The organism is Telluria sp. LT2P34 (assembly GCF_059685915.1).
This window is the reverse complement of the sequence record NZ_JCASIN010000002.1, coordinates 395,033-414,146: the sequence shown is the minus strand read 5'-3', so window position 1 is coordinate 414,146 and position 19,114 is coordinate 395,033. Positions and strand designations below refer to the sequence as shown.

Below are 19,114 nucleotides of genomic sequence, written 5' to 3'. Positions count from 1 at the left end.
GATTCCCGACGCAATGCACCGGGAATCGCCTCTTGTCCCCTTACAGGCCCGCCGGTTTTGCGAACCCCGCTGCCGATTCGGCGTTCATGCCGCTATGGCGCAGCAGGGCGTCGATCGAGGGCTCGCGTCCGCGGAAGGCCTTGAACGATTCGAGCGCCGAACGCGAGCCGCCCACGGCCAGGATCTCGCGCTGGAAGCGGCGCCCGGTTTCCGCCGACAGTTCGCCGCCGCCGGCTTCAAGCGCTTCCTCGAAGGCGGCATAGGCGTCGGCCGACAGCACCTCGGCCCACTTGTAGCTGTAATAGCCGGCCGCGTAGCCGCCTGCGAAGATATGGCCGAACGAATGCTGGAAACGGTTGAACGAGGGCGGGATCATGATCGAGAACTTGCCGCGCACCTCGTCGATCAGTTCCTGCACGCTCTGCTGGCTGGCCGGATCGTAGTCGGTGTGCAGGTGCATGTCGACCAGCGAGAACTCGACCTGGCGCAGCGTCTGCATGCCGGACTGGAAGTTTTTAGCGGCCAGCATCTTCTCGAACAGCGCGCGCGGCAGCGGCTCGCCGGTTTTCACGTGCGCCGTCATGCCCTGCAATACGTCCCACTCCCAGCAGAAGTTTTCCATGAACTGGGAAGGCAGCTCGACCGCATCCCATTCCACGCCCGAAATGCCGGAGACCGACAGCTCCTCGACTTCGGTCAGCATGTGGTGCAGGCCGTGGCCGAATTCGTGGAACAGGGTCGTTACTTCGTCGTGCGTGAACAGCGAGGGCTGGAGCTTGCCGTCGACGGTCGCCGGCGGCGTGAAGTTGCAGGTCAGATAGGCCACCGGCGTCTGCACGACACCGCCGAGCGTCACGCGGCGGCCTCTGGCGTCGTCCATCCACGCGCCCTGGCCCTTGCCGGCGCGCGCGTACAGGTCGAAATAGAACTGGCCGATCAGCTGCCCGTCGCGCTCGATGCGGTAGAAGCGCACGTCCGGATGCCAGACCGGGGCCGAATCAAGCGAAATCCGTACCGAGAACAGCGACTGCACCACCTTGAACAGGCCTTCGATGACCTTCGGCTCCGGGAAGTATTCCTTCACTTCCTGGGCCGAGAAGGCATAGCGCTGCTCGCGCAGTTTTTCCGATGCATAGGCCACATCCCAGGCCTGCAGGTCGTCGATTCCCAGCGTGTCTTTCGCGAAGGCGCGCAGTTCGGCCAGGTCCCGCTCGGCGAACGGACGGGCGCGGCGCGCCAGGTCTTCGAGGAACGCGATCACGTGTTCCGGGCTCTCGGCCATTTTTGCCACCAGCGACACTTCCGCGAAGTTGCGGAAATCGAGCAGCCTGGCTTCCTCGTTGCGCAGTTGCAGGAGGGTGGCGATGTTGGCCGTGTTGTCCCATTTTTCCCGTTCACTGAAAACGGTGCCCATTTCCGAGGCCTTGGTGGCGCTGGCGCGGTAGATCGTTTCGCGCAGGCTGCGGCTTTCGGCGAACTGCAGCAGCGGGAAGTAGGACGGGAAGTGCAGGGTGAACTGCCAGCCGGCCTTGCCTTCTGCCTCAGCCGCGGCGCGGGCGGCGGCTTTCGCATCGTCCGGCAGGCCGGCGAGTTGCGCTTCGTCCTCGACGACAAGCTTGTAGTCGTTGGTGGCGTCGAGCACGTTTTCCGAGAAGCGCGTGGAGGTGGCCGCGTGCTGTTCCTGGATCGCGGCGAAGCGTTCCTTCTTATCTTCCGGCAGTTCGGCGCCGCCCAGGCGGAAGTCGCGCAAGGCGTTTTCGACGATGCGCTTTCTCGCCGGCGACAGGCGCTCGTAGTCGCTGCCGGCACGGATCGCCTTGTATTTGGCGAACAAGGCTTCGTTCTGGCCCAGCGCGGTCCAGAACTCGGTGATCTTCGGCTGGTTTTCGTTGTAGACGGCGCGCAGTTCCGGCGTGTCGGCCACGTGGTTCAGGTGGTTGACGATGCCCCAGGCACGGCCCAGGCGTTCGGTCGCTTCCTCGAGCGGCACCACGAAATTCTCCCAGCTCACCTGGTCGCTTGGCGCTTCGAGCCGGGCGACGACCGCGGCCGCCTCCTGGATCAGCCCCTCGATGGCGGGCGTGACGTGTTCCGGGCGGAAGGCATCGAAGCGCGGCAGGCCGGAAAAATCGAGGAGAGGATTAGTGCTATTGGTCATGGCGATTCCTTATGGGTTCAAGCGGTGCCCGGCACGGGAGCCATCCCCGCGGCGTGGCCAAGGCTTTCCTGGTTCTTTCCGAGCACGCGGTCAGCGGACTCGACGGTATTCATCAGCAGCATCGTGATCGTCATCGGACCGACCCCGCCCGGCACCGGCGTGATGTGCGAGGCCACCTCGCGCACACTGGCGAAGTCGACGTCGCCGCAGAGCTTGCCGGCCTCGTCGCGGTTCATGCCGACGTCGATCACGATCGCGCCCGGTTTCACCATGTCGGCGGTGACCATGTTGCGGCGGCCGACGGCGGCGATGACGACATCGGCCTGGCGCGTGAACAGGCCCAGGTCCGGGGTCGCGCTATGGCATATGGTCACGGTGGCGTTGGCTTGCAAGAGCAGCAGCGCCATCGGTTTGCCGACCGTGTTCGAGCGGCCGATGACGACGGCGTGCTTGCCGCGCAAATCGACACCGGTCGATTCGATCAGTTTCATGCAGCCGTAGGGCGTGCATGGCCGGAAACCGGGCAGGTTGGCGAGAAGTTCGCCGGCCGACAGCACCGAATAGCCGTCGACGTCCTTGCTGGTGGCGATCGCCTCGATGACCTTGCCCGGATTGATGTGGCGCGGCAGCGGCATCTGGACCAGGATGCCGTGGATGGCCGGGTCGGCGTTCAGGGCGTCGATGCGGGCGAGCAGGGCCGATTCGGTAAGGTCGGCATCGTATTGTTCCAGCACCGAATGAAATCCGACCTCGGCGCAGGCCTTGACCTTGTTGCGCACATACACGTGGCTGGCCGGGTCTTCGCCGACCAGGATCACGGCCAGTCCCGGCTGCTGGCCGGCGGCGGAAAGCTTGGCGGCGCGGACGGCGATGTCGGCGCGCAGTTGCTGGGAAAGTTGTACTCCGTCGATCAGTTGGGCTGGCATGGTGGGGTTCGTCACTGGACAAAAACGAAATTATACGGCGCGCACGGGTATCGCGCGCCGCGCTCCGTGGTTCGTTGTCATATTCACAGGTGAGGTGGTGGACGAGCATTTGGCTATGCACGGCACATAGCCTATTTCACATTATGAAATGATATATCGTAATTTGAAAATGCGCGATCTCACTGGTAGAATCTACAGTCATTTTCAGCTTAGTTGTTCAAAACAATCCGCCACCGGCGATCTGGAGATCGGGTGGGGCACCATACAATAGGAGACGCATCAATGTCAGCTCAACTCGATCAGTTGACGGCCCAGGCCGCCAACGACCCGGACACGCTCGAAACCCAGGAATGGCTCGACGCGCTGGAAGCGGTCATCGAAAACGAAGGTACCGACCGCGCGCACTACCTGATGGAGCGCCTGGTCGACCTGGCGCGCCGCCGTGGCGCCCATATCCCGTTCTCCAGCAACACCGCCTACGTCAACACGATTCCGGCCCACCTGAACGTGAACAGCCCCGGCAACCTCGAATATGAAGAGCGCCTGCGCTCGTGGATGCGCTGGAACGCGATGGCGATGGTGGTCAAGGCCAACCGCGCCGACGGCGACCTGGGCGGCCACATCTCCTCCTTTGCCTCGCTCGCCAACATGCTCGGCATCGGCTTCAACCACTTCTGGCATGCCCCGACCGAGACCCACGGCGGCGACCTGCTCTACATCCAGGGCCACAGCTCGCCCGGCATCTACGCGCGCGCCTTCCTCGAAGGGCGCATCACCGAAGAGCAGCTGCTGAACTTCCGCCGCGAAGTCGACGGCAAGGGCCTGTCCTCGTATCCGCACCCGAAACTGATGCCGGACTTCTGGCAGTTCCCGACCGTCTCGATGGGCCTGGGCCCGCTGATGGCGATCTACCAGGCGCGCTTCCTGAAATACCTGCACGCGCGCGGCATCGCCGATACGGCGAACCGCAAGGTCTGGGTCTTCTGCGGCGACGGCGAGATGGACGAGCCGGAATCGATGGGCGCGATCGGCATGGCCTCGCGCGAGCAGCTCGACAACCTGGTCATGGTCGTCAACTGCAACCTGCAGCGCCTGGACGGCCCGGTGCGCGGCAACGGCAAGATCATCCAGGAACTCGAAGCGGACTTCCGCGGCGCCGGCTGGAACGTCGTCAAGGTCATCTGGGGCTCGCAGTGGGACGCCCTGCTGTCGAAGGACAAGGACGGCATCCTGCAGCGGGTGATGATGGAAACCATCGACGGCGAATACCAGAACTACAAGGCCAAGGACGGCGCCTTCGTGCGCAAGCATTTCTTCGGCAAGCATCCTGAATTGCTGAAGATGGTCGCCAACATGAGCGACGACGACATCTGGCGCCTGACCCGCGGCGGCCACGACCCGCACAAGATCTACGCGGCGTTCAAGAACGCGCAAGAGAACAAGGGCTCGCCGACCGTGCTGCTGGTGAAAACCGTCAAGGGCTTCGGCATGGGCAAGTCGGGCGAGGCGCGCAACACCGCGCACCAGACCAAGAAGCTGGACGATGAAGCGATCCGCGAAATGCGCGACCGCTTCAACATCCCGATTCCCGACGACAAGCTGGCCGAGATCCCCTTCTTCAAGCCGTCCGACGATTCGCCGGAAATGAAATACCTGCACGAGCGCCGCCAGGCCCTCGGCGGCTACCTGCCCCAGCGCCGCCAGCAGGCCGACGAGCAGCTGGTCGTGCCGCCGCTGTCGTCCTTCAAGGCCGTGCTCGAGCCGACCGCGGCGGGCCGCGAAATCTCGACCACGCAGAGCTATGTGCGCGTCATCACCAGCCTCCTGAAAGACCCGAGCCTGGGCCAGCGCATCGTGCCGATCCTGGTCGACGAATCGCGTACCTTCGGCATGGAAGGCCTGTTCCGCCAGATCGGCATTTTCAACCAGCAGGGCCAGTTGTACGAGCCGGTCGACAAGGACCAGGTCATGTACTACCGCGAAGACAAGGCCGGCCAGATCCTGCAGGAGGGTATCAACGAAGCGGGCGGCATGAGTTCGTGGATCGCCGCGGCGACCTCGTACTCGTCGAACAACCGCACGATGATCCCGTTCTACACCTTCTATTCGATGTTCGGCATGCAGCGCGTCGGCGACCTGGTCTGGCTGGCCGGCGACATCCGTGCGCGCGGCTTCCTGATGGGCGGCACCGCGGGACGCACGACCCTGAACGGCGAAGGCCTGCAGCACGAGGACGGCCACAGCCACATCATCGCGGCCACGGTCCCGAACTGCCTGCCTTACGATCCGACCTTCGGCCATGAAGTGGCGGTGATCATCCAGGACGGCCTGCGCCGCATGGTGACGGAACAGGAAGACGTGTTCTATTACATCACCATCATGAACGAGAACTATGAGCAGCCGGGCCTCAAAGCAGGCCAGGAAGAGGGCATCCTGAAGGGCATGTACCTGTTCCAGGCCGGCCAGGAAGCCGAGCACCGCGTCCAGCTGATCGGTTGCGGCACCATCCTGCGCGAGTCGATCTTTGCCGCCGAGCTGCTGAAGAACGACTGGGGCATCGCGGCCGACATCTGGTCCGCCCCGTCGCTGACGCTGCTGGCACGCGACGGCCAGGATTGCGAGCGCTGGAACATGGTCAACCCGACCGCCCCGCAGCGCACGCCGTATGTCACGTCCCTGCTGCAGGTGACCGACGGCCCGATCATCGCGACCACCGACTACATGCGCGCTTTTGCCGAGCAGATCCGGGCCTATGTGCCGAAAAACCGCAGCTATAAAGTGCTCGGCACCGACGGTTTCGGCCGCTCCGATTCGCGCACCAAGCTGCGCGAGTTCTTCGAGGTGAACCGCTACTACGTCACCATCGCCGCCCTGCGCGCGCTGGCCGACGAAGGCAAGATCGACATGTCGATCGTGACGCAAGCAATCGAGAAGTACGGCATCGACGCCAACAAGCCGAATCCTGTGACCCAGTAAATGTAAGTGGTGTTTTCGCCATTCCGCCCCCGTGGGGGAGGAATGGCAACCATACAAAAAATAACGGAGCTAACACTATGAGCATTGTGGAAGTCAAAGTCCCGGATATCGGCGACTTCAAGGAAGTCGAAGTCATCGAATTGATGGTCAAGCCGGGCGACACGATCAAGGTCGACCAGTCGCTCGTGACCGTCGAGTCGGACAAGGCAAGCATGGAAATCCCATCGAGCCACGCCGGCGTCGTCAAGGAAATCAAGATAAAGGTCGGCGACAAGGTGGCCGAAGGGTCGCTGGTGCTGACGCTCGAGGAAAGCGCCGGCGCTGCGCCTGCGCCGGCTGCCCAAGCTGCACCGGCACCTGCTGCCGCTCCGGCTGCCGCGCCTGCTGCCGCTGCGGCGCCCGCACCTGCTCCTGCGCCTGCCGCCGCGCCGGCGCCGGCCGCCGCCCCAGCCGCCGAGGCTGCACCTGCCAACGGTTCCAAATCCCACGCCTCGCCATCGATCCGCAAGTTCGCGCGCGAACTCGGCGTCGACCTGGCACGCGTCCCGGGCAGCGGTCCGAAGAACCGCATCACCCAGCTCGACGTGCAGAACTTCGTCAAGGGCGTGATGGCCGCGGGTCCCACCTCGGCTGCGGCCCCGGCGAAAGCGGGCGGCTCCGGCGTCGGCCTCGACCTGCTGCCATGGCCGTCGCTCGACTTCTCGAAGTTCGGCCCGACCGAACTGCTGCCGCTGTCGCGCATCAAGAAGATCAGCGGCCCGAACCTGCACCGCAACTGGGTCATGATCCCGCACGTGACGACCTTCGACGAAGCCGACGTCACCGACCTGGAGCAGTTCCGCGTCGATTCGAACGCTGCGCTGGCCAAGCAGAAGTCGACCGTCAAGCTGACCATGCTCGCTTTTGTTATCAAGGCCAGCGTCGCCGCACTCAAGAAATTCCCGCAATTTAACGCCTCGCTCGACGAGACCGGCGCCAACCTGATCCTGAAGCAGTACTACAACATCGGTTTTGCGGCCGACACCCCGAACGGCCTGGTGGTCCCGGTGGTGAAGGATGCGGACAAGAAGACGGTGTCGCAGATCGCGACCGAGATGGGCGAGCTGTCCGCCCAGGCGCGCGACGGCAAATTGAGCCCGGCGAACATGCAGGGCGCGACCTTCACCATTTCTTCGCTCGGCGGCATCGGCGGCACGGCATTCACGCCGATCATCAATGCACCGGAACTGGCGATCCTCGGCCTGTCGAAGTCGGCCATGAAGCCGGTGTGGGACGGCGCTGCCTTTCAGCCGCGCCTGATGCTGCCGCTGTCGCTGTCCTACGACCACCGCGTGATCGATGGCGCCGGCGCCGCACGCTTCGCCGCCTACCTGGCCGAAGTGCTGGCCGACCTGCGCAAGACCCTTCTGTAAGGAGCGCCGAATGAGCACTGTTGAAGTAAAAGTCCCGAATATCGGCGATTTCAAGGACGTCGAGATCATCGAACTGATGGTCAAGCCCGGCGACACGATCAAGGTCGACCAGTCGCTGGTCACGGTGGAATCGGACAAGGCCTCGATGGAAATTCCGTCGACCCACGCCGGCGTGGTCAAGGAGCTGAAGGTCAATGTCGGCGACAAGGTGAACGAAGGTTCGCTGCTGCTGATGATCGAGGAGGCGGGCGAGGGCGCGTCCGCCGCGCCGGCTGCCGCTGCTGCGCCTTCTGCCGCCCCGGCGGCGCAGATCGGCGCCCAGGCCGTGGCGCCGACCGCCGCCGCTGGCGGAGTGCCGCCCAGCCCCACCGATTCCTACGCACCCGCGCACCCGGCCAACGCCGTCGCCCCCGGCGCGGTGCCGGCGCCGAACGCGGCCAGCTACAGCGGCCAGGTCGACATCGAATGCGAGATGATGGTGCTGGGCGCCGGTCCCGGCGGTTATTCGGCCGCCTTCCGTTCGGCCGACCTCGGCATGAACACGGTGCTGGTCGAAAAATACGCGACCCTGGGCGGTGTCTGCCTGAACGTCGGCTGCATCCCGTCGAAGGCGCTGCTGCACGTGGCGCACATCATGGACGAGACCGCGCACATGGGCGACCTGGGCGTGAGTTTCGCCAGGCCCGATGTCGACATCGACAAGCTGCGTGCCTACAAGGACGGCGTCATCAAGAAGATGACCGGCGGCCTGGCCGGCATGTCCAAGGCGCGCAAGGTGAACGTGGTGACCGGCGTGGGCCAGTTCTTGAGCCCGAACCACATCGAAGTGCTTGGTGCCGACGGCGCGAAAAAAGTGGTGAAGTTCGCGAAGGCGATCATCGCCGCCGGCTCGTCGGTGGTGAAACTGCCCTTCGTGCCGGAAGACCCGCGCATCGTCGATTCGACCGGCGCGCTGGAACTGCGCCAGGTGCCGAAGAAAATGCTGGTCATCGGCGGCGGCATCATCGGCCTCGAAATGGCCACCGTCTACTCGACCCTGGGCGCACGCATCGACGTCGTCGAAATGATGGACGGCCTGATGCAGGGCGCAGACCGCGACGCGGTCAAGGTCTGGCAGAAGTACAACGAGAAGCGCTTCGACAAGATCATGTTGAAGACCAAGACCGTCGGCGTGGAAGCGCTGGCCGAGGGCATCAAGGTCAGCTTCGAGTCGGCCGAAGCCGGCGTTGCGGCACCCGAGCCGCAGCTCTACGACATGGTGCTCGTCGCCGTGGGCCGCAGCCCGAACGGCAAGAAGATCGCCGCCGATAAAGCAGGCGTGGCCGTGACGGACCGCGGCTTCATCGGCGTCGACAAGCAGATGCGCACCAACGTGCCGCATATCTTCGCCATCGGCGACCTTGTGGGCCAGCCGATGCTGGCCCACAAGGCGGTGCACGAAGCGCACGTGGCGGCGGAAGCGGCGCATGGCGAAAAAGTGTATTTCGACGCGAAAGTCATTCCGTCGGTGGCGTATACCGATCCGGAAGTGGCATGGGCCGGCCTGACCGAAGAGGAAGCGAAACAGCAGGGCATCCAGATCGAGAAGGGCCACTTCCCGTGGGCCGCCTCGGGCCGCGCCGTGGCCAATGGCCGCGACGAAGGTTTCACCAAGCTGCTGTTCGAGGTCGAGACCGGCCGCATCATCGGCGGCGCGATCGTCGGCACGAATGCCGGCGACATGATCGGCGAAATCGCGCTGGCGATCGAGATGGGCGCCGATGGCGTCGACATCGGCAAGACGATCCACCCGCACCCGACCCTGGGCGAGTCGATCGGCATGGCGGCGGAAGTCTACAAGGGCGTCTGCACCGACCTGCCGCCGCCGCGCAAGCGCTGAGCTTCACGGACATTGCAATAACGAAACGGGACCGCGAGGTTCCGTTTTTTTGTCGTCCGTGTTTTCGTAGGGTGGGCGGGGGATTTTAGTCCTGGGGACTAAAATCCCGCTCACGCGTTCAAATCACGTACGATCCGCTCGCTCGTCTGATCTTGCACCGGTTGAACGCGTGAGGTAAGTCAGGCCGGGGGCCTGACTTACGAGCCGCCCACCCTACGTCGACGATCACCCGACATATTCCCATTGCACCCTGCCGCACGCTTGCTATGATGAAGAGGCGACCCGGCGGGCTCACAACCGCGCCAACGCATCGTTGCGTGTTACTGGAAACTGCACAGAAACTGCGAGGAGACTGACATGGAAGAGCACGGCACTGAATATGTCGGGACGGTATTCGTCCTGCCCCAATCGCGCGCCTTCGAGCTGATCACCACGGTTCAGGGTGTGCCGGTCACCTTGCACGGCACCGTCGCCCAGCACCTGGCGGAGCAGTTTGCCGGCCACACGGCGGATGCGACGGTCGACGTGCGCCAGCTGGCCATGCAGCCGCGCCGGGTCGAGGTACTGACGCGTGACATCCACGAGCGTCACCGTGCGCCGCGCAAGGTGCATTTCCTGATGCGCGTGCTCGACGGCGGCGACCAGACCCAGCGCCACGACGCCTCGGCGACCGCCTAGCGCTCCAGGCCCGCTCAGCGCAGGCGCACCTCGGTCACGGTGGGGGCGTCGCCGACTTCGATGACGGCGTCTTCGAAGCGCGGCGGCCCGAACTTGTTGCGCGCGTCGCGGCTGAAGCCATACGGCTCCTTCGGCAGGCCGATCAAATTGCGGTCGAGTTCACCGTTATTGTTTTCGTCCTGGTAGGCCAGCACGGCCCAGGTGCCTGGAGGGACGTCCTTCACGATCACGGTCGTCGAACCCGCCTGGGCCGGCACCGAGGCGCTGTAGACACACTGTTTCAGGAAGCGTTCCTTGTCGCACACGGCGGCGCTGACCTTTCCTTTGGCGTTGGTTACGCCCGACACGCGGACCTCGACCGTGGCGGCCGAGGCAACCGAGGCCGCTGTCATGCCCAGCAGCACGGCGCCAGACAAGATGATGCGCAATAGCTGATTCATTGGATTTCCTTGTGAAGTTTGCCAGTACAAAGGCGCGTCAATCGCCGTGTGGGCGATGCTGCGCCAACCGCATGCACCACGCGGTGTCGGGCAAGGACGGCGCGGTGTCCTTCGGCTTCCTGTACGCGCCGCCGGTCGTCACCCTCAAAAAGCAGTTGCAGGCGTTGCATGGCGGTGCGCCTCGAAAGCCGCACCTGGACGCTGCCACAGATGCGCAGGACGCGGCGGCATCGTCCCGACACGCGAACCGAGCGCGCTAAGACCGCCCCTGGCGAGCAGCCACAGCTTGGTCGCCTTCGAGGTGCCGACCCGCTCGTCCCAGGCCCGCGGCCCGCGCGCTTTCACTTCGATCCCGATCTGGCGGTAGACGTTGCGCGCGGTGGCGATCGCCCAGCTCGAGCGCAGCGGCAGGGCCTTGACGCCGTCGGCGGCCGAGTCGTAATACGGTTCGGCATGGTCCACCAGGCGCGCCGCCACCTTGGCCAGCGCCACCCGGTGGCGCGGCAAGGCCAGTTCGGCGGGCGGGATGCCGGCTTCGCGCAGCCATTCGCCCGGCAGGTAGCAGCGGCCGTTGCGGGCGTCGTCGACGATGTCGCGCGCGATGTTGGTCAGCTGGAAGGCCAGGCCGAGGTCGCAGGCGCGGTCGAGTACGGCCGGGTCTTTCGCCCCCATGATCTCGGCCATCATCAGGCCGACGACGCCGGCCACGTGGTAGCAGTAGCGCAGCGTGTCCTCGATGGTTTCGTAGCGCGCGCCCTCGACGTCCATCGCAAAGCCGGCCAGGTGATCGAAAGCGAAGCGCGGGGCGATGGCATGGCGCAGCGCCACTTCCTGGAAGGCGGCGAAGGCGGGGTCGCTCATGGCGTCGCCGGCATAGGCGCGCGCGGTCTGCTCGCGCAGGAGGGCGAGCTCGCGCGCGGGGTCGACAGGGCTGGCGACCGGGCCGGCGACTGGACTGGACCCGAGCTCCTGGCCGTCGACGACATCGTCGCAATGGCGGCACCAGGCGTAGAGCATCAGCACGCTGCGGCGCGTGGCCGGATCGAACAGCTTTGCGGCGGCATTGAAGCTTTTCGAGCCGACCTTGATCGTTTCGGTCGCGTGCTGGAGCAGCGCTTCGTTCATGCGGCGGCCTCCTCGATCATCAGGCCGGCCGTCGCCTTGGCCGAGCCGATCACCCCGGGTACGCCCGCGCCCGGATGGGTGCCAGCGCCGACCAGGTAGAGGTTCGATAGCTCCTTGTCGCGGTTGTGCGGACGGAACCAGGCGCTTTGGGTAAGGATCGGTTCCAGCGAAAAGGCCGACCCGACGTGGGCGTTGAGCTGGTCGCGGAAATCGAAGGGCGTGAAGATGCGGCTGGTGACGAGCTGGCTGCGCAGGCCCGGCATGTAGCGTTCTTCCAGGTAGTCGAAAATGCGGTCGCGGTAGCGCGGCCCTTCGACGTCCCAGTCGATGTCGGTGTTGCCCAGGTGCGGCACGGGCGCCAGCACGTAGTGGCTGCCGCAGCCGGGCGGCGCCAGCGAAGGGTCGGTGACGCAGGGCGCGTGCAGGTAGAGCGAGAAATCGTCGGCCAGCGCGCCGCCCTTGAAAATCTCGTCGATCAGGCCGCGGTAGCGCGGACCGAAGCAGACCGTATGGTGCTGCAGCTGCGCATGGTGGTGGTTCAGGCCGAAATAGATCACGAACAGCGAATTCGAGAAGCGCTTCTTGCCCAGGCTGGCCGCTTCGCTCACGCCGCGCGGGTGCTGCCCGAGCAGCGAGCCGTAGGTATGGACCACGTCGGCATTCGAGGCCACCGAGTCGGCCAGGAACAGGCGGCCGTCTTCCAGGCGCACGCCCGAGACGCGGTTGCCCGTGGTTTCGATTTTCGCCACCGGCGCGTTCAGTTCGATGCGTCCGCCAATGTCCTCGAACAGGCGCACCAGGCCCTTGACCAGCGCACCAGTGCCGCCGCGCGGAAACCAGACACCCCACTTGCGCTCGAGCGCGTGGATCAGCGTGTAGATCGAGGAGGTGGCGAAGGGATTGCCGCCGACCAGCAGCGAGTGGAACGAGAAGGCCATGCGCAGCTTCTCGTCCTGCACGAAGCGCGAGACCATGCTGTAGACGCTGCGCCAGGCCTGCAGTCGCGCCAGCTGCGGACCGGCCGCGATCATGTCGCGGAAGGACAGGAAGGGAATCGCGCCGAGCTTGATATAGCCTTCGTCGAACACTTCCTTCGAGTAGGCGAGGAAGCGCTGGTAGCCGGCCACATCAAGCGGATTGCGCGCGTGGATCTGACGGTCCAGGGCTTCCTGGTCGTTGGCATAATCGAAAAAGCTGCCGTCTTCCCAGCACAGGCGGTAGAAGGGCGCCACCGGCAGCATTTCCACGTAATCTTCGATGCGCTTGCCGGCGACGGTAAACAGCTCTTCGATGCAGGACGGATCGGTGATGACGGTCGGGCCGGCATCGAACACGAAGCCCTGGTCCTCATACACATAGGCGCGCCCGCCCGGCTTGTCGCGTTTTTCCAGCAGCGTCGTCTGGATGCCGCTGGCCTGCAGGCGGATGGCCAGGGCCAGCCCGCCGAAACCGGCGCCGACGACCACTGCTTTTTTCGATGCATTCATTCGGAATTCCTGATCTGGTTCGGGTGGATTTTGCATGCCGCCGCCATGGCCTGGCGCACGGGTACGGGCGGCTTGCCGGACAGGACGCGCGCCTTGTCGCGCAGGCGCAGACGCCCCGCGTAGAAGCGCGCGATCAGCGGCGCCGGCAGGCGGTAGAAGCGCTGCATCACGGCCCAGCGTTTGTTCGGACTGCCGGCCAGGAACAGCATGCGGTTGAGCAGGCGGAAAAAGCGCTGGGCGCGCCACGCCTGGCGCGCCTCGTCGTGGATGGCGGCGAACAGGCTGGGCGCGCGCAGGTCGGGCAGGTTGGCTACACGCTCGGCCAGGCGCACCGCGTGCGGCAGCGAATAACCGGTGGTGTGATGGAACAGTCCGGCGCGCAGGCCGGAGCAGGGCTGGCCGTGCAAGTCCGCCCAGAAGCCGTCGATATCGCCCGCCAGTACGATCGGCAGCGAGCCGTGTTCTTCGCGGATGACCGTGTCGATATGCCAGCCGCGCGCCGCCGCGTAGGCCGCGATGTTGGCGCGCAGGCGCTCCGGCTCCCACTGCTTGCCGTCGACATAATGGGTGTCTTCGATCAGCAGGCGGTTCGGGCCGAAAGGCAGCAGGTACACAAAGCGGTAACCGTCCTGCTGCTCGACGCTGGCGTCCATGATGACGGGTGCGGACAAGCCGTGCGGCGAGGCCAGCTGCACTTCCTGGCCAAGGAAGGTCTGGTAGCCCAGGGCCAGGCGCGTGCTGGCACGGATGCCGCGGCCATCGATGACGGCGCCGGCATGCAGGGTTCGGCCATCGGCCAGGGTGACCCAGGTCGGGCCGAGCGCGCTCACCTGCACGCTTGTCCTCAGCGATGTCCCCAGGGCCGCTTCGATCACGCGCGCGAAATCGCCGGAGGCAATGCTGGCATAGCCGCCTTCGAGGGTGCGTGCATGGCCGGGAAAGCGCACGTCGTAGCGCGGCCAGCGGGCATGCACGAGCGGGGCCAGCCAGGCGCGCTGGGCGGCGTCCAGGTCGCTGTCGTGGAAGGACCAGGTATGGTTGCCGCCGATCCGGGCGCCGCTTTCCAGCAGCAGGATGTTCAGGTCCGGGCGCTGGCTGCGCAGGCGCCACGCGATCAGGCTGTTGGCCAGGCCGCCGCCGACCAGGATCAGGTCGTGGTCTTGCTCATGCATGGCTGACGACGTCCCCGGCCGGCAGCCCCAGGCCCAGTGCTTGCTCGACGATGTCGGCGGCCCGTTCGGCGCCGCCGGCGCCGCGCACGCTGTGCGCCAGCTGCGCGCTGTGGCGGGCGAAGCCGGGTTCGTCGAGCAGGCGGCCGAGCTGCTTGCCGATCGTGGCGCTGCCGGCGAAACGCGCCGACGCCTTCAGGCCGATGCCGGCCTGGCACACGCGCGCCGCCACGCCGGGCTGGTCGAAGGCGATCGGCAGCGCCAGGATCGGCGTGTGCGTGGCGATCGCATCCATCACCGTGTTCAGGCCGGCGTGCGAGACGACGGCGTCGGCGCGCGCCAGCACCGCCTCCTGCGGCGCGAACGCGCAGACCCAGGTGGCGCCGGCACGCTGCAAGGCCAGCGCCTGGCGCTCGTCCAGGGCGCCGCAGTGGGCAATCAGCAACTGCAGATCGCGCGCGCGGCAAGCCTTGGCGATGCGCTTGAACAGGCCGAAGCGCTGGCCTTGCAGCGTACCGAGCGAGGCAAAGACAAACGGGCGTCCGGGGTCGATGTCGGGGATGGCCTCGATCCGCGCCGGCGCTGTCGCGTTTGCCGAGCGCAGCGGGCCGACATGGTGGAAGTGCGCGGGCAGGTCCTTGCGCGGAAACTCGAAGCCGGCGACGGTCTGGCTGATCTGCGCCAGCGGCGACAAGCATTCGTGCAGCGCGCCGCGCGCCGGCAGCTTCAAGCGGCGCGCTTCAATCGCGATCGCCTCGCTGTGCGGCCCCATCATCCAGTCGTAGACGCGGGTGCTGCCTTCGACGATCTGGAGCGCGCGTTCGCTCTCGCTCCAGTCGAAGGGCATCACCGGCAGCGGTATGCCGGGCTCGCGGTTGACCGGTAGCGCGCACGCCACCGACACGAAGGGCAGCTTCATGCTTTCGGCCACCAGGCCGCCGGCCGCTTCCATCTGGTCGACGATCAGGGCATCGATGTTCAAGGCCTCGAGCGCGGCCGGCAGTTCGCGGCACAGCATGGTGGTGGTGCGCGCCATGTCGGTAATCACGCGGCGCAGCCCGAGCGGACTGCCGGGATTGGCGGCGCGCGCGAGCGAGGCGGCGAGCGAGCCGGCCGGATGGCTGGCGGCGCCCAGCGCATGGAAACCCAGGCGGGCATCACGCACATAGGTGGCGGCGTCCGCCTGCTGGAAGAAGGTCACGCGGTGCCCGCGTGCGACGAGCGCCAGCGCGAGCGCGGACATGGCGCTGAAATGGCTGTAGAAGGCGGGAGCCACCACGCCGAAATGGGACATGCGGGCTCCTTGTCTAGCTGGCAGCGCTCAATGGCGCACCCGCATCTGCCCCTGAGCCTGCCCCTGGACCTGGACCTGGGCGGCGAAGCGCGGGCCCGGGCCGCACGCGAACAGGGTGTCGACGAAGCGGCGCGTGTGCTGCCCGCCACCATGCTTGCTGCCGATCGCGTCGGTGAGGAAGCGGTCGGCGTCGTCGAGGTGGCCGGCCAGGCGCTGGCGTGCTTCCTCGCGGCCGAGGGCGTTGATGATGGTGGCCTTGCCGATATCCTTGCCGGTGTCCTTGCCGGTGACGGCGCTGTCGTTGCCGGGGCCATCCTGGAAGTCGTCGCGGATCTGGAAGGCATGGCCGGCAGCCAGCGCGAAGGCGCGCAGCGACTGGGCGACGCAATCGTCCGATTGGGCGACGATGGCGGCCATGTCGACCGATACGCCGAGCAGGACCCCGGTCTTGAGTTCGTTGGTGGTGGCGATTTCCTCGGCGCTGCGATGGCCGCCGCTGCGCAGGTCCTCGAACTGGCCGCGCACCAGCCCCTGGGCGCCGACGGTCTCCGCCAGCTTCGCGACCAGGCGCGCGCGCACCAGCGGCGGGATGTCGGGGGCGGTGGCCAGGATGCCGAAGGCGCGGCTGAGCAGGGCGACCGAGGCCAGGATGGCGACGTCCTCGCCGAACTGGACGTGAATGGTCGGCTGGCCGCGGCGCAGCATGGCGTTGTCCATGCAGGGCATGTCGTCCAGGATGAGCGAGGCGGCATGCACCATCTCGACGGCGCAGGCGATGTCGACCAGGGCAGGGGAGCGGCAGCCGAGGTCGCGCGCCACCAGCATCAGCAGGAGCGGACGCATGCGCTTGCCGGCGCCCAGGGTGCCGGCGCGCATGGCGCGCGCCAGCAGGTCGGCCTTGTCGCCGCTCTCTGCCAGCAGCTGGGCGATGCGCTCTTCGAATTCGTGGCGGATGGTGTCGAACTCCGCCTGCCAGGGATCGCCGCGCTTGTCCGTATCGAGTCCGCTGAACGGTCGTGTCGTGGTAGTCATGCGCCGATCCTTTTTTGCCGTGATGATAATAAAAATTGATGATTTCACTACGGATGATACCGGAATCCCCAAGGGGTAAGCACTGATAATTTCAACAGTGTGTCCATTGTTTGTATCAGGACTGCGGCAATTTCGTCAATTATTTCCCCCATTGAACAGGGTCAATTTCGGGACATGGCATGAAAAATGCCGCGAGGCGCGAGCCGGGCGGCATTTGTATTACAAGCAAGGATATTGCTTCGCAGGAAAGCGGTCAACTATAGCTGGTCCAGCTCTGTGGAATCTCGATGTGGCCCGAGCGGGCAGCGTCGGCATAGGCGCGCATTTCGGCAAGGACGGCTTCAAGCTGTTCGTTACCCGGATTCTGGAGAAAACCTTTCATGCGTTCGTGCAGAGACGCTTGCTGGTCGCGCCACTCGTAACGTGAACTTTTGCTCATATGCCCCCCTTGCAGCTTGCTGCCGAGATGTTCTTGTTGATAGCCATGACACCCTCCTTCTTATCAGGCTATCAGTGTTGCATATACGTTTGCACCAGATCGGTGCGATGACGCACATTCTCTTCAGGGGCTGGGTCAGCGCAGCACGGCGCGGTAGAACATGTCCAGGCGTTCGGCCAGCAGGCGATGGGCCTCGGCAGGCGCCGGCTGCAGCTGCGGAAATACCAGGCGTCCGATGGGGTCGCCGGAAATCCAGCTCGTGAGGAAAACAGGCAATTGTTCGAAGGGCAGATCGGTGCGCAATTGCGCGCGCACATCGGGCCGCGCGAAAAAGCGTTCGAGCATGTCGCGCGTCAGGCGCGGGCCGGCGCCATGGAAGGTGTCGGCCAGTTCCGGATTGCCGGGCGCCTCGGCGATCACCACGCGCTGCATCGCGATCAATTGTTCGTTGCAAAGGAGGTCGAAGAACTGGCGCGCGAAATCGTCGACCACCTCGCGCAAGGGGCGCAGGTCGTGTTCCATGTCGCGCATCTGGAAGAACTGGTCGCGGCGCGACAGCAGCACCGCGTCGAGCAGGCCCGCCTTGCCGCCGAACTTCACGTAAATGGTGCGCACCGCCACCCGCGCCGCACGCGCGATCGCTTCCAGGCTGGTGCGCGTATAGCCGTTCTCCAGGAACAGGCGCGCGGCCGCGTCGATCAGGTCCTGGGTGCGCGCTTCGACCTCGCTCGCCCTGGGGCGTCCGACGCCGCGCACCGGCGCGGCTTTCGCGGACGGCTTGGTGGCGCCCCTGGTGATCTTGTTGCTCGTGACATTGCTCATGCCCTCACTGTAAAACAGCTCCAAATGAAATGCAATCGTTTCATTTCTTGACGAACGCGTGAGCTTGTCGAATAATGGCGGACTGAATCTTTCCTGGAGTTGCAACATGTCCCAGACGCAGGCGCCAATCGAGCACAAGCCGCCCGGCACCCTTCCTCCCCCAGCAGCGGCTGCGGCCGGCAAGACGCCGCCCAACAAGCGCGTGCTGGCCGTGGTCGGGCTGATCGCCCTGGCGGCTCTCCTTGCCGGCGGGCGCATGTGGTACCGCGGGCAGCACTTCGTCGACACCGAAAACGCCTATGTTTCCGGCCACATCCACCCGATTTCGGCGCGCGTCGCCGGCGTCGTCACGCGCGTGCTGGTCGAGGACAACCAGCGCGTCAAGGCCGGCGACGTCATCGCCGAACTCGATCCCGCCGACGGCCAGGTGCGGGTCGAGCAGATCGAGGCGCAGATCGCCAGCGCCCGGCAACAGGTGATCCAGGCCGACGCCCAGGTGGCGCAGGTGCGGGCCCAGGCCGCGGCGGCCAAGGCGCAGATCGGGCAGTCGCAGGCGCTGGCCTTGCGCGCGCGCCAGGACGCCGAGCGTTTCAGCCAGCTGTACACGAAGCAGATGAAGGCCGTCTCGAAGGCCGAGGTCGATGGCGCCAACGCCGCGCGCACGGCGGCCGCCGCCGACGTCGACGCGCGCCGCGACAACGCGGCCGCCGCCGAGGCCCAGATCGCCGCCGCCTCGTCCGCGCGCGACGTCGCCAAGGCCCAGATCGGGGTGCTGCAGGCGCAGTTGAAGGACGCACGGCAGCAGGTCGGCTACAGCCGCATCCTGGCGCCCGTCGATGGCCGCATCGGCCGGCGCAGCGTGGAAGTGGGCGCGCGCGTGCAGCCGGGCCAGCAACTGGTGGCCGTGGTCGAGGACAAGGTCTGGGTCACCGCCAATTTCAAGGAAACCCAGCTCGCCGGTCTGAAGGCCGGCCAGGCGGTCAGCCTCGAGATCGACGCGCTGCCGGGCGAACACCTGGTGGGCCGCGTGCACAGCTTCTCGCCGGCCTCTGGCAACCAGTTCGCACTGCTGCCGGCCGATAACGCGACCGGCAATTTCACCAAGATCGTGCAGCGCGTGCCGGTGAAAATCACCCTGGCGCCGGCCGACGTGCAGCGCCTGGCCGGGCGCCTGGTGCCGGGCATGTCCGTGGAAGCGGAAGTCGACATGCGCCAGGAAGTCGGGCCGCCGGCCCAGGCAGCTCAGCTTGCCCCGCAGCCTGTCCGCTAAGGCACAC

At 65.8% G+C, this 19,114-nt stretch carries 15 protein-coding genes; 5 read left to right on the top strand and 10 right to left on the bottom strand.

From position 1 onward, the window contains the following. Positions 1 to 40: 40 nt before the first annotated feature. Positions 41 to 2,158, bottom strand: coding sequence for a M3 family metallopeptidase (locus AC56KZ_RS07735; RefSeq protein ID WP_497161570.1), 2,118 nt, complete (start codon positions 2,156 to 2,158; stop codon positions 41 to 43). Positions 2,159 to 2,175: 17 nt separating this feature from the next. Beyond that, positions 2,176 to 3,084: a bifunctional methylenetetrahydrofolate dehydrogenase/methenyltetrahydrofolate cyclohydrolase FolD gene (gene folD / locus AC56KZ_RS07730; RefSeq protein WP_497161569.1), complete on the bottom strand. Its 909-nt coding sequence runs from the start codon at positions 3,082 to 3,084 to the stop codon at positions 2,176 to 2,178. 282 nt (positions 3,085 to 3,366) lie between these two features. Here folD and aceE point away from each other — a divergent pair, with 282 nt between their 5' ends. The 4 genes from aceE (at position 3,367) to AC56KZ_RS07710 (ending at position 10,029) form a co-directional block, all read left to right on the top strand. Next, complete coding sequence (aceE, locus tag AC56KZ_RS07725; protein WP_497161568.1) at positions 3,367 to 6,060, top strand: pyruvate dehydrogenase (acetyl-transferring), homodimeric type; 2,694 nt, start codon at positions 3,367 to 3,369, stop codon at positions 6,058 to 6,060. A 77-nt stretch (positions 6,061 to 6,137) separates the two neighbouring features. Continuing rightward, positions 6,138 to 7,472, top strand: a complete 1,335-nt coding sequence (gene aceF, locus AC56KZ_RS07720; protein ID WP_497161567.1) for a dihydrolipoyllysine-residue acetyltransferase — start codon at positions 6,138 to 6,140, stop codon at positions 7,470 to 7,472. A 10-nt stretch (positions 7,473 to 7,482) separates the two neighbouring features. After that, positions 7,483 to 9,351 (top strand): dihydrolipoyl dehydrogenase, encoded by a 1,869-nt coding sequence (gene lpdA / locus AC56KZ_RS07715; RefSeq protein ID WP_497161566.1) that lies wholly within the window; start codon positions 7,483 to 7,485, stop codon positions 9,349 to 9,351. A 357-nt stretch (positions 9,352 to 9,708) separates the two neighbouring features. Beyond that, the gene (locus tag AC56KZ_RS07710; protein ID WP_497161565.1) at positions 9,709 to 10,029 is read left to right on the top strand and encodes a hypothetical protein; all 321 of its coding nucleotides are present in this window, start codon (positions 9,709 to 9,711) and stop codon (positions 10,027 to 10,029) included. A gap of 14 nt (positions 10,030 to 10,043) precedes the next feature. Here AC56KZ_RS07710 and AC56KZ_RS07705 read toward each other — a convergent pair whose 3' ends face one another. The 8 genes from AC56KZ_RS07705 to AC56KZ_RS07670 all read right to left on the bottom strand — a co-directional run bounded on the left by AC56KZ_RS07705 (position 10,044) and on the right by AC56KZ_RS07670 (position 17,837). Beyond that, positions 10,044 to 10,469 carry a DUF2141 domain-containing protein gene (locus AC56KZ_RS07705; RefSeq protein WP_497161564.1) on the bottom strand — a complete coding sequence of 142 codons (426 nt, stop codon included), beginning with the start codon at positions 10,467 to 10,469 and terminating at the stop codon, positions 10,044 to 10,046. A gap of 144 nt (positions 10,470 to 10,613) precedes the next feature. After that, a complete protein-coding gene (crtB, locus tag AC56KZ_RS07700; protein ID WP_497161563.1) occupies positions 10,614 to 11,594 on the bottom strand; it encodes a 15-cis-phytoene synthase CrtB in 981 nt (326 codons plus the stop codon). Then, positions 11,591 to 13,081: a phytoene desaturase gene (locus AC56KZ_RS07695; RefSeq protein ID WP_497161562.1), complete on the bottom strand. Its 1,491-nt coding sequence runs from the start codon at positions 13,079 to 13,081 to the stop codon at positions 11,591 to 11,593. Before AC56KZ_RS07695 ends, crtB begins: the two co-directional genes overlap by 4 nt. After that, positions 13,078 to 14,253 (bottom strand): lycopene beta-cyclase CrtY, encoded by a 1,176-nt coding sequence (crtY, locus tag AC56KZ_RS07690; protein ID WP_497161561.1) that lies wholly within the window; start codon positions 14,251 to 14,253, stop codon positions 13,078 to 13,080. Before crtY ends, AC56KZ_RS07695 begins: the two co-directional genes overlap by 4 nt. Continuing rightward, entirely contained in the window at positions 14,246 to 15,544 is a 1,299-nt protein-coding gene (locus tag AC56KZ_RS07685) for a glycosyltransferase (RefSeq protein WP_497161560.1), read from the bottom strand. The genes crtY and AC56KZ_RS07685 overlap by 8 nt, the downstream gene beginning before the upstream one ends. Before the next feature lie 27 nt (positions 15,545 to 15,571). Further along, positions 15,572 to 16,576 (bottom strand): polyprenyl synthetase family protein, encoded by a 1,005-nt coding sequence (locus AC56KZ_RS07680; RefSeq protein WP_497161559.1) that lies wholly within the window; start codon positions 16,574 to 16,576, stop codon positions 15,572 to 15,574. Between the two features lie 253 nt (positions 16,577 to 16,829). Next, positions 16,830 to 17,015 carry a hypothetical protein gene (locus AC56KZ_RS07675; protein ID WP_497161558.1) on the bottom strand — a complete coding sequence of 62 codons (186 nt, stop codon included), beginning with the start codon at positions 17,013 to 17,015 and terminating at the stop codon, positions 16,830 to 16,832. Between the two features lie 135 nt (positions 17,016 to 17,150). Beyond that, on the bottom strand, positions 17,151 to 17,837 hold the full coding sequence (locus AC56KZ_RS07670; protein ID WP_497161557.1) for a TetR/AcrR family transcriptional regulator: 687 nt from the start codon (positions 17,835 to 17,837) through the stop codon (positions 17,151 to 17,153). Positions 17,838 to 17,943: 106 nt separating this feature from the next. Between AC56KZ_RS07670 and AC56KZ_RS07665 the strand changes: the two genes are divergently transcribed. Next, positions 17,944 to 19,107 carry an HlyD family secretion protein gene (locus AC56KZ_RS07665; protein ID WP_497161556.1) on the top strand — a complete coding sequence of 388 codons (1,164 nt, stop codon included), beginning with the start codon at positions 17,944 to 17,946 and terminating at the stop codon, positions 19,105 to 19,107. Positions 19,108 to 19,114: the final 7 nt, after the last annotated feature.

Bases quoted from the DNA above. Each gene is read 5' to 3' on its own strand.
- AC56KZ_RS07665 (WP_497161556.1), top strand. From the start codon at position 17,944: ATGTCCCAGACGCAGGCGCCAATCGAGCACAAGCCGCCCGGCACCCTT.
- AC56KZ_RS07695 (WP_497161562.1), bottom strand. From the start codon at position 13,081: ATGAATGCATCGAAAAAAGCAGTGGTCGTCGGCGCCGGTTTCGGCGGG.
- aceF (WP_497161567.1), top strand. From the start codon at position 6,138: ATGAGCATTGTGGAAGTCAAAGTCCCGGATATCGGCGACTTCAAGGAA.
- AC56KZ_RS07710 (WP_497161565.1), top strand. From the start codon at position 9,709: ATGGAAGAGCACGGCACTGAATATGTCGGGACGGTATTCGTCCTGCCC.
- AC56KZ_RS07675 (WP_497161558.1), bottom strand. From the start codon at position 17,015: ATGAGCAAAAGTTCACGTTACGAGTGGCGCGACCAGCAAGCGTCTCTG.
- crtB (WP_497161563.1), bottom strand. From the start codon at position 11,594: ATGAACGAAGCGCTGCTCCAGCACGCGACCGAAACGATCAAGGTCGGC.
- AC56KZ_RS07685 (WP_497161560.1), bottom strand. From the start codon at position 15,544: ATGTCCCATTTCGGCGTGGTGGCTCCCGCCTTCTACAGCCATTTCAGC.
- aceE (WP_497161568.1), top strand. From the start codon at position 3,367: ATGTCAGCTCAACTCGATCAGTTGACGGCCCAGGCCGCCAACGACCCG.
- AC56KZ_RS07680 (WP_497161559.1), bottom strand. From the start codon at position 16,576: ATGACTACCACGACACGACCGTTCAGCGGACTCGATACGGACAAGCGC.
- folD (WP_497161569.1), bottom strand. From the start codon at position 3,084: ATGCCAGCCCAACTGATCGACGGAGTACAACTTTCCCAGCAACTGCGC.
- crtY (WP_497161561.1), bottom strand. From the start codon at position 14,253: ATGCATGAGCAAGACCACGACCTGATCCTGGTCGGCGGCGGCCTGGCC.
- lpdA (WP_497161566.1), top strand. From the start codon at position 7,483: ATGAGCACTGTTGAAGTAAAAGTCCCGAATATCGGCGATTTCAAGGAC.
- AC56KZ_RS07735 (WP_497161570.1), bottom strand. From the start codon at position 2,158: ATGACCAATAGCACTAATCCTCTCCTCGATTTTTCCGGCCTGCCGCGC.
- AC56KZ_RS07705 (WP_497161564.1), bottom strand. From the start codon at position 10,469: ATGAATCAGCTATTGCGCATCATCTTGTCTGGCGCCGTGCTGCTGGGC.
- AC56KZ_RS07670 (WP_497161557.1), bottom strand. From the start codon at position 17,837: ATGAGCAATGTCACGAGCAACAAGATCACCAGGGGCGCCACCAAGCCG.